Origin of the sequence: Nonomuraea endophytica, from assembly GCF_014203235.1 — a bacterium.
Taxonomy (GTDB): domain Bacteria; phylum Actinomycetota; class Actinomycetes; order Streptosporangiales; family Streptosporangiaceae; genus Nonomuraea; species Nonomuraea endophytica.
The window spans coordinates 1324628-1333579 of the sequence record NZ_JACHIN010000001.1 but is presented as its reverse complement, the minus strand read 5'-3'; the positions used below and the strand labels follow the sequence as shown (position 1 = coordinate 1333579).

Genomic DNA, 8952 nt, shown 5'->3' with positions numbered 1-8952 from the left:
CAGCCCCCGCCCTTGCTGAAATGCTGGTAGTCGCGCTTCAGGCTATTAATAACGCCCTGACCTGTGGTTAAGCTTCCCGGTTGCCCGCTGCGGGCACAATCAGGGCACTTGCCGGGGAATTGTGTGCCCCGAAAACCGCATCGACGGCCTTGCGAGTACGGTCCTCGCTGGACGGCATCAGGTGCGTATAGGTACGCAAGGTGAAGCCTGGGTCATGGTGGCCGAGATACTCGCTCAGGGCCTTGATGGACTCTCCGCCGTCCAGCAGAACCGAAGCGTAGAAATGCCGGAGAGCGTGCATACCGTGCTCCCGGTACGACTTGCGCTTCTCGCCCTTGGCGGGCGGCGGAACGACGCCAGCGGTGACGAGGCCGGGTCGCCAGAACGTTTCGTTGAAGTAGTCGCGGTGGACCGCCTTGCCCGTGACCGTAGTGAAGATCAGGCGGTGCTGCTTGTGCTCGCCGTCCAGGCGATCCCACGGCAGATCGACTTTCACGGCAGGAGTCGCGGCCAGGTGCGCCGACAACCGCAGCGCGACCGACTCCGGGAGGGGAACATCCCGTTCCTTGTCACCCTTGGGCAGCCCGTAGACCAGCCGTCCACGGATGACCTTTACCTGTCGCCGCACGTGGACCACACGGCGCAGAAAGTCCACGTCATCCACCGACAAGCCGAAGATCTCGCCTTGCCGCAGGCCGAGCCCCGCCCCGATGTCTGTCATAGCCTCGTACCGCTCGGGGAGCGCGGCCCGCATGGCGTCCACCCACTCGAACAACCAGGGCTGGACCTTGCCCTTGACGATGGGGGGCAGCTTCATCCCCTTGGCCTGGCATGGATTCCGGGGGATGACCCTGTCCTCCACGGCGGCGGAGAAGACGGCGGAGACGTGGGCGAACAGGACCTTGATGTAGGTCGGTGCGAGCTTTCCCTGAAGGCTCTTGATCCACTTCTGGATCAGCGACGGCTGGTTAGCGAGGATGCGCATCTCCAGGTGGCCGAAGGTCGGGTAGATGTGGACCCGGAGCCGCATGGCGATGTGGTCGGACACGGCCTGCCCGAAGGTGGCGGAGGCTAGCCACATGTCGCCCCGTTGGCGGAAGGTGACCTTGCCCGCCTTGGGATCGACGTAGTCGCCGGTCTTGAGGTCGTTCCTGACCTTGGCGTCGTAGGCGTCGGCTTCGGCCTTCTTCTCGAAGTTCCGCTTCTTCTGGTCGCCCTGCTCGTCACGCCAGCGGACCTGCCAGCGTTCGCCTTTGCCGTGGTCGGTGGTGGGGGGCTTGTCGTGCTCCTTGCACGTCGGATCGCCGGGCTTGGCGCGGGACTTGTGCCAGCGGTCGTAGACGGCCATCAGATCTCCTTGGAGAGGGTGGGGGTGCGCTGCTCTTCGAGCCTGCGGATTACGGGGTTAAGTTCGTTGATCAATTCGCGGGTGACGTGGCCACGCGCGGCCTGGAGGGCGCGGCGGTCGGCGGGGGTGTCCGGGCGTCGGTTGAGCCGGGTGTCTCGCTCTTCGGTAAGGCCGTGGCCCCACGTCATGCGGGCCGCATAAGCGACGTAGTGCGGGGTGGTGTCCAGACGCTTCGCGGCCTTCATTTCGGCCTCGTCCGGGGTAGCGATGTGGGCGGCTACGGCCTCCAGCGGCCAGGGGTTGGGCTTGTCTAGCAGGGCTTGGACGAAGCGCCCAACGCGCTCCTCTTGCCCCTTGAAGTGGAAGCGTCCAGGCCGGTGAAGCGGGCCGGAGCCCGGCTGGTCCCACACCTCGCCCGTGATCGCGAAGGCTACGAGGTAGCTGATATTCGCGGCGGTCGTGTCGGTCAGATGGGTTACCTCGCTCGGCAGGAGCTTCACGAGCGGTTCGCCGTACAGAAAGGGCAGCATCAGTAGCTCGATGGCGCTTAGAGCGCGCTTGCCCAACTCGATTTGCCCGACCGTCGTGCGGTGCCAGCCAAGACCGTACCCCTGGGCAGATGTGGCGATGTCCTCCGTCGTCCAGCCCTTCCTCTCTCGGACCGTCCGGAGCTTCTGGCCCAGGGCGACGGAGAACGGTGGAGCTTCCGCCACTGCATTGCGCCACTCCTCCTTCGACCAGCGACGCGGCTTGTCCTTCAAGCCGGTATCGCGAGTGCTTTCACCTCGTGTTTTGCTCATGAAGCGAAGCCTAGCCTCTCGCTTGACTTGAAGCCAGCCTTTCGAGACCCTTAGGGATGAAGAGAGAGAAATTCATCCGTTTCAAACGAAAGGTGATGGCGATCCGTAAGACCTCAATCAAGGAGCCGAGTGGCCCACTCCCCGGGACTCCGGAGGTGGCCGACTACCTGGGCATCCCGCAGAAGACTCTCGTCCAGTGGCGCTGGCGTGGTGTCGGACCGAGGTACATCAAGGTCGGCAGGCACATCCGCTACCGCTGGGTGGACATCGAGAAGTGGCTCGACCAGCATCAGGGCGGCGGTGCCGATGTCGTCGCCTAAGAAGCAGTGCGGCCCCGGGAGCTCCACCTCCCAGGGCCGCCAGAACGTCGCTGCGCCCAGCAAGCTCAACGACAACGAGGCCAGGGTAGCCCGTACGGCCAAGCCGGGCACGGCTCATCTCCTCGCCCGGCTCCACCCGCGCGACCGTGACCGCCTGCTCCGTCGCATGAACGAGCTGGCCGCCCTGAACCGCCTCCTGCGGGAGCCCGGCTCCCTGGCCATGCCGGAGGTGGCGTGATGGGCGACCTGGAGGAGATGCGCAAGCTGGTCAACGACCTCGACGGCCAGCACAAGCGTGAGGCCCAGATGTACGCCGGTGGCTACCGCGCCGGCCACCTGTCGGGGTGGGAGGTCGGCTACACCCACGCCCACCACGAGATCGCCCAGGTGTGGAAGGCGCTGGCCGAGCGGGTCCGCCGAACGGCCAGCCAGCCGACCTACGCCGAGCTTCAGGCCCGCCGCCTCGTGGTCCTGGTCCGCCCGCGCGGTGACCACGAGGGCGGTCCGGTCTGGTGGGGCGCCGAGCGTCCCGCCGTGGTCGGTGCCGTCGAGGAGGGCAAGTGAGTAACCCGTTGGACCACGTCCCCGGCTTCGAGGCCGGGGACGTGGTTCCCGCCGAAGGCTGGGAGGAGCCCGTCCCGCTCGGTACCCGTCAGGCGCTTCCGGCTTTCCCCACCGATGTCTTCCCCGACTACATCGCCGAGATGGTCCGAGGTGTGGCCGAGGAGGTGCAGGTTCCCGAGGATCTGCCGGGTGGGCTGGCTCTGGCGGTGCTGGCCACTGCTGCGGGTGGCCGCGCGGAGGTGGAGGTTCGTGGGCAGTGGCGTGAGCCGCTGAACCTCATGGTGGCCATCGCCATGCCGCCGGGGTCGGGCAAGTCGCCCGCCTTCCGGTCCATGCTCGGACCGGTGTTCGCTGCGGAGACGGCTCTGAAGGAAACCGTCGAGGAAAAGGTCAAGGAGGTGGCGCGGGAGAAGCGTAAGGCTCTCGCCCGCGCGGAAGCGGCTCGGAAGAAGGCCAAGAACCCCGACGAGGTCGAGACGGCGGTGGACGCCGCGGGCATGGCCGAGGAAATGGAGATCCCCGTCCTGCCGCGCCTGAGCGCTGACGACATCACCCCCGAAGCCGCCGCGACGCTGCTGGCCGAGCAAGGAGGTCGTCTGGCGATCCTCAGCGCGGAGGGCACGTTCTTCGAGGTGATCATGGGCCGCTACACCAATGGTCATCCCAACCTTGAACTCGTGCTCAAGGGCCATGCCGGGGACAGGCTGGTGATCGACCGGCGAGGCCGCAAGGAGTTCGTGGAGCGGCCCGCCCTGACCATGGGTATCTGCCTTCAGCCGCAGCTCCTGCGTGACATCGCCGCCAAGAAGCAGATGCACGGACGAGGCGCTCTCGCGCGGGTCCTGTTCGCCGTGCCGCCGGACATGGTGGGGTGGCGCAAGCTCTCTCCCGACCTGCTGGATCAGGAGGTGCTGGACCGCTACCGCGACACCGTGATGGGCCTCGTCATCGGCCTGTCCCACTGGACGGACCCCGCCGTCCTCAGCCTGACGCCTGGGGCGCTGAAGCTGCACACCGAGTGGCGCGCGGAGATCGAGCCCAGGCTCCGGCGCGGTTCGGGAGACCTGGAGAACCTCCAGGAGTGGGCCGCCAAACTCCTGGGCCACACGGTCCGGCTGGCGGGCCTGCTCCACCTCGCTGACAACCCGACGCAAGGGGTGCAGACCGCGATCAGCGAGGTCATCATGAGCCGCGCCATCGAACTCGCCCGCTACTACACCGAACACGCCATGGCCGCCTACGGCGTGATGCGCGCCCACCCGAGGCTGGAGGACGCCCAGGCGGTCCTGACGTGGATAGGGGAGCGCAAGGACTTCACGCAGCGCGAGGCGCACCGAGGCATGCACCGCAAGTTCAAGACCGCTGCCGACTTGACGGCGGTCCTGGCTCTGCTGGAGGACCACGGCTACATCCGCCGCAAGGTGGAGCCTTCGACCGGGGGCCGTAAGCCCACCCGGTACGAGGCCAACTCGAAGGGGTGGTGACACGGTGACAGAAGTGTCGGATACCGCTCCTGAGCTGGTCAGGCAGGCGTCACCAGCCAGCGGTGACAAGCGGCTGACAGAAGGGATCGGCGGTGATGCATCGGCGGATCGGGGTGCATCTCCCCGGCCGGTGACAGATGTTTCCGCAGATCACGGTATGAATTCTTGGTTCTGTCATCTAAGTGTCCACGCCCGTAATGACAACGAACTTGCAGGTCACGAGGGCGAATCGTGGCTCTGTCACCACCGTCACCGCTCCGAGGTCGGGAAGGGCCGGGGTCAGTCCCACCCGAACACCCGTGGGCGGGTGAAGCGGCGGGGGCGTGCCGTCCGGGTGATCGGTAGAAATGCCGCGCGCGCGAGGAGACGAGACGAGTCCTCGTTGATCGAGGTTCCTCATAAGCCGCTGAGCTGCGAGAACATGCTGTGGCACTTGCGTAGGTGCCCTACCTGTGCCCTCGTCCTCATGGGTCAGCAGTGTTTGCCCAGTTCAGAAGCCATGACGACGCCATGTTCAGGGAGAACTCCATGTTCTCCATGGACCTGGGGAGGGGACCGTGATGACTGAGGGATGGACGCCCCGGTTTCCCGGGCAGCGTCCCCCCTTCCAGCCAGGACACGAGCTGTCGGTCAGGCACGGGGTCTACTCGCTGCGCAAGGTCGATCCGGTGGCGCGGGAGTTGGTGGCCGAGGTGCTGGCCGACCCGGAGTGTGCCTACCTGGGTAAGCCGCGTTGGCGGGGTGCTCTGGAGGCGTGGGCGCGGGCGGAGGCTCAGGTCCGGTTGCTGATGGCCTACCAGGAGGGGCTGGCCGAGGTGTCCGGCGATGGGGTCGGGGACCTGGCAGACGAGCGCGTACGGGCCGCCTACGCGCTGCTGCACCGGGCGGAGAACCGGGCGGCCCGCGAACGGTCCCGGCTGGGGCTGGACCCACTGAGCGCCGCGCGGTTGGGGCGGGACGTGGCCGCCGCCGGGGTGGACATGGCCAAGCTGCTGTCCGGCTTGGACCACGAGGGCAACGACAACGACGACAAGGGGGTGAAGCATGGTTGACGGACTGCGGGACGTCCGGGTGTTCGCCGAACGGCTGATTGGGGAGCCGTTGTGGCCTCACCAGGCGCAGGTGGCGTTGAGCCCGGCACGGACGCGGGTGATGTGCTGCGGGCGGCAGGCGGGTAAGTCCAGGACGCTGGCGGTGATCGCTCTGCACGGGGCGTTCACTCAGGCGGGTTACCGGGTGCTGGTCCTGAGTGCCGGGGAGGACGCGGCCAAGGATCTGATGGCCGAGATCTCCGGGCTGGCCTCTTCGCCGTTGCTGGCGGGGTCGGTGGTGGATGACAACGCCTCGCGGGTCACCCTGACCAACGGCAGCACGATCCGGTGCGTACCGGCCAGCGAGAAGCAGGTGCGGGGCAAGTCGGTGGACCTGCTGATCCTGGACGAGGCCGCCCAGATCCCGGACGAGCTGTGGCGGGCCGCCCGGTACTCGATCATCGCCCGGCCGGAGTCGCGGGTGGTGCTGGCCTCTACCCCGTTCGGGGGCCGTGACCGGTTCTTCGCCCAGCTTTACCACCTGGGCACCAACGGCGCGGAAGGATACGCCTCCTTCCACTGGCCGAGCACCGTCTCCCCGCTGGTGGACGCCGCCTTGCTGGAGGACTGGCGCAGGCAGGACCCCGAGTGGGTGTTCCGTCAGGAGGTGCTGGCCGAGTGGGTGGAGGACGAGGCGGCCTACTTCACGGCCGAGGAACTGCTTGGTGCCGTCGCCGACTACGAGCTGTGGTCGCCGGAACGGGTGAAGGCCGCCTACGGCCATCACCGCCCGCTGGGCGGAGCGGCGGGGCTTGACTGGGGGTTCGCGCAGGATGCCAACGCCGTGGTGCTGATGGCTCCGCTGGACGACCGGGGGTGGAACCACCAGGTTCTCGGGGAGGATGTGCCGTTCTACCTGCCGTGGCTGGAGTCGCATGCGCGGATGCCGTACGGCGACTTCATCGACCGGCTGGTGACCATCGGGTCGGCGTTCGACGTGCGGTGCTGGGCATCGGAGACGAACGGGGTCGGCGGTGCTCCCACCCAGACGTTGACGGAACGGTTGTGGCGGGCCGGGGTCCAGTCCTGGGTTGCTCCGGTGTGGACCGACACGCGTCGCAAGCAAGCCGGGTTTGGCGCGATGAAGGTCCTCCTCCAGCAGGGCCGCCTGGTGCTGCCCCGGCACCCGGAACTGCTCCGTCAGCTCCACGGTCTCCAGTTCACCCACAGCGCGTCGGGCATGGTGCAGATTTCGGTGCCTGCCCGCATCGGTCATGACGACTTGGCGATGGCCGCCATGCAGGCAGTGAGCTGCCTGAGCACCACCTACGCCCGCAGGTCCGTCCGCCGGGTACGGCGGCCGGAGGAGGACGCGCTCAAGACCGGCTACGGCCTCCTGATTCCGCAGGAGGCCGTGCCGCTGGCCATGCCCGCCGCCATCACCGCGCCCAGCGGGGGCGAGAAGTCGCCGGAGAACGCCTGGTGACCGACACGACGAACCACATGAAGGAGATCAACATGTCCACGCAGATCCACGCCCAGGCCAAGAAGATGGATCTCGACCTGCTGCCCGGTCGGGTCACCGCCGTCCGGCAGGACCTCGTGTCTGCCCTGGGCAAGGTTGCTCGGGACGACCGGTACGCCCCCGACTACTGTGCCCAGCAGGCCGCCCGGCTCCGTCAGGAGGCCATGGCACAGCTCGACCAGATCGAGCAGGAGGCTCGCCGTGCCCGTGACGGGGTGGAGGAGTGGGTCACCGCTCAGCCCACCGCCGACGACCCGCAGACCGAGACGCTGCGGGAGATGCAGCGGCAGGCGGCATGGTCGCGCGTACGCCAGCAGCTCGACCACGGCGACCACGTGGACGACCTGGTGAAGGCCGCCGTCCAGGCGGGCGACCTGGCGACGCTGGCCGCGATCAAGACCGAACTGCCCACCTACGCGCGCGGCAGCAGGGAGATGTCGGCCCCGGCCCTGAACAAGACCATGGACCAGGTGGAGCGCGGCCTCGCGCAGGCCACCCCGGGCGAGCGGGGCGCGGCGGCTCGGCTTCAGCTCCAGGCCGGCGAGTCGTGGGAGGCCCTGACCCGCGCCCTGTCGCAGGTCCGCGAGCAGGTCCGTCGCCTGGAGGAGGACCCCGAGCGAGCGCTCCGTAAGGCGGAGCTGATGGCCGACATCGAGGCCAACGGCAGCGGCAGCACGATCGTGGACGGCCAGGTGGTCAAGACCGGGCGGGCCGGTAGCCGTGCCTGACTCCCAATCCGCCACGCAGGATCAGCGAGGAGAAGAGGCTTCATGACCACGGGCAAGACCATCGGCGAGGTTGTAGCCGAGCTTCGCCAGAACCTCCATCAGGCCCACGCCAGCGGCGACCCGATGCGGGCCGCGTCCGTCAGGGCGAACGCCAAGCAGGTGCTCGACCGGCTGGCCGCCCTCCTGGACGAGGCCGAGCAGGCGCGCAGCAAGATCGAGCTGTGCCGGGAGTACCTGGACCGCCTGGAGACCGCCGCCGCCCGGCAGGAAGCTTCGCGCGACAGCGGCGCTGCCGGGCGCTCCGGCGGAGACTTCACCGGCGGGCAGGACAGCCGCAGCGTGGACGACTTCCGCAAGGCCCGCCAGTAGTCAGTAACCCCGTGTTCCGCCCTCCATGGCCAAGAACACGGGGTCACCAAGCGCGGCGGATGCCGGGTGACGCCGTACCCCCGCGCGGCTATCGGGCTTGACCGCCCACGATCATCTGCCACCACCGCCGAGCTTCGCGGCGCGGCCAAGGTCCCGCCCACGTGTGAGTCGGTGGTTCGCCCTGCACGGTCTTGCGAACCCAGTACGCCCCACCAGTGTTGGCCAGCTCGAACACGAGGGCTTGGCAGTGGCAAGTCCACTCGACGGTCCGCCACCGGTCTGGCCCTCCCTGGTTGCACCAGTGAACCTGGGTGTACCCCGCCATGGTGCGCGCCGGATGTGACGCCAACTCGACACCGGGACACTCATGCCCCGGGACCTCGGCGGAGCCGCGCACGATGCCGACGTTCATGGGGTCCACGCCGTTCACCGGTCGTCACTTGCTGCGCGCCAGGTGTGGACCACGCGCTTGGCCAGTGCCCGTAGGGCGAGTTGGCGTGGGCATTCTGCACGGATGAGCGCGCCGGACTCACGATGCCGACCATGCAGCTTGCCGTCATCACCAGGCCAGGTATCGAACTCCGACACCGCTAGTGGGTCAGAGGATGATTCAACGATGGCCAGCGTGCGCTCTGGTGGGGGCGAGGGAGGCGGCATAGCCGTGACGCTAGGTAGAGACCGTTAATTGTCTCAACGAGGTTGCCCGCCTTTGCGGGGCTCACCCGAGAGAACGAGAATTCCGGGAAAGGCTGGCAAACTTCGGCAATCTTCTTGATCGGGGTG

10 protein-coding genes are annotated in these 8952 nt (G+C 67.7%); 8 read left to right on the top strand and 2 right to left on the bottom strand.

Features of this window, described 5'->3' with window-relative positions:
• Window positions 1–67: 67 nt before the first annotated feature.
• Window positions 68–1348 (bottom strand): tyrosine-type recombinase/integrase, encoded by a 1281-nt coding sequence (locus HNR40_RS06410; protein WP_184958987.1) that lies wholly within the window; start codon window positions 1346–1348, stop codon window positions 68–70.
• Window positions 1348–2148, bottom strand: coding sequence for a helix-turn-helix transcriptional regulator (locus HNR40_RS06405; protein WP_184958986.1), 801 nt, complete (start codon window positions 2146–2148; stop codon window positions 1348–1350). The genes HNR40_RS06410 and HNR40_RS06405 overlap by 1 nt, the downstream gene beginning before the upstream one ends.
• A gap of 95 nt (window positions 2149–2243) precedes the next feature.
• On the opposite strand from HNR40_RS06405, the gene HNR40_RS06400 reads away from it, so the two are divergent.
• From HNR40_RS06400 to HNR40_RS06365, 8 genes are all read left to right on the top strand, one after another.
• Window positions 2244–2468: a helix-turn-helix domain-containing protein gene (locus tag HNR40_RS06400; RefSeq protein WP_184958985.1), complete on the top strand. Its 225-nt coding sequence runs from the start codon at window positions 2244–2246 to the stop codon at window positions 2466–2468.
• The gene (locus HNR40_RS06395) at window positions 2455–2706 is read left to right on the top strand and encodes a hypothetical protein (RefSeq protein ID WP_184958984.1); all 252 of its coding nucleotides are present in this window, start codon (window positions 2455–2457) and stop codon (window positions 2704–2706) included. The genes HNR40_RS06400 and HNR40_RS06395 overlap by 14 nt, the downstream gene beginning before the upstream one ends.
• Window positions 2706–3032, top strand: coding sequence for a hypothetical protein (locus HNR40_RS06390; protein WP_184958983.1), 327 nt, complete (start codon window positions 2706–2708; stop codon window positions 3030–3032). Before HNR40_RS06395 ends, HNR40_RS06390 begins: the two co-directional genes overlap by 1 nt.
• Complete coding sequence (locus HNR40_RS06385; RefSeq protein WP_184958982.1) at window positions 3029–4516, top strand: YfjI family protein; 1488 nt, start codon at window positions 3029–3031, stop codon at window positions 4514–4516. The genes HNR40_RS06390 and HNR40_RS06385 overlap by 4 nt, the downstream gene beginning before the upstream one ends.
• A 560-nt stretch (window positions 4517–5076) precedes the next feature.
• On the top strand, window positions 5077–5568 hold the full coding sequence (locus tag HNR40_RS06380; RefSeq protein WP_184958981.1) for a hypothetical protein: 492 nt from the start codon (window positions 5077–5079) through the stop codon (window positions 5566–5568).
• A complete protein-coding gene (locus HNR40_RS06375) occupies window positions 5561–7033 on the top strand; it encodes a terminase large subunit domain-containing protein (protein WP_184958980.1) in 1473 nt (490 codons plus the stop codon). Before HNR40_RS06380 ends, HNR40_RS06375 begins: the two co-directional genes overlap by 8 nt.
• The gene (locus HNR40_RS06370) at window positions 7030–7800 is read left to right on the top strand and encodes a hypothetical protein (RefSeq protein ID WP_221339934.1); all 771 of its coding nucleotides are present in this window, start codon (window positions 7030–7032) and stop codon (window positions 7798–7800) included. Before HNR40_RS06375 ends, HNR40_RS06370 begins: the two co-directional genes overlap by 4 nt.
• Window positions 7801–7842: 42 nt before the next feature.
• Window positions 7843–8169: a hypothetical protein gene (locus HNR40_RS06365; protein ID WP_184958978.1), complete on the top strand. Its 327-nt coding sequence runs from the start codon at window positions 7843–7845 to the stop codon at window positions 8167–8169.
• Window positions 8170–8952 lie beyond the last annotated feature (783 nt).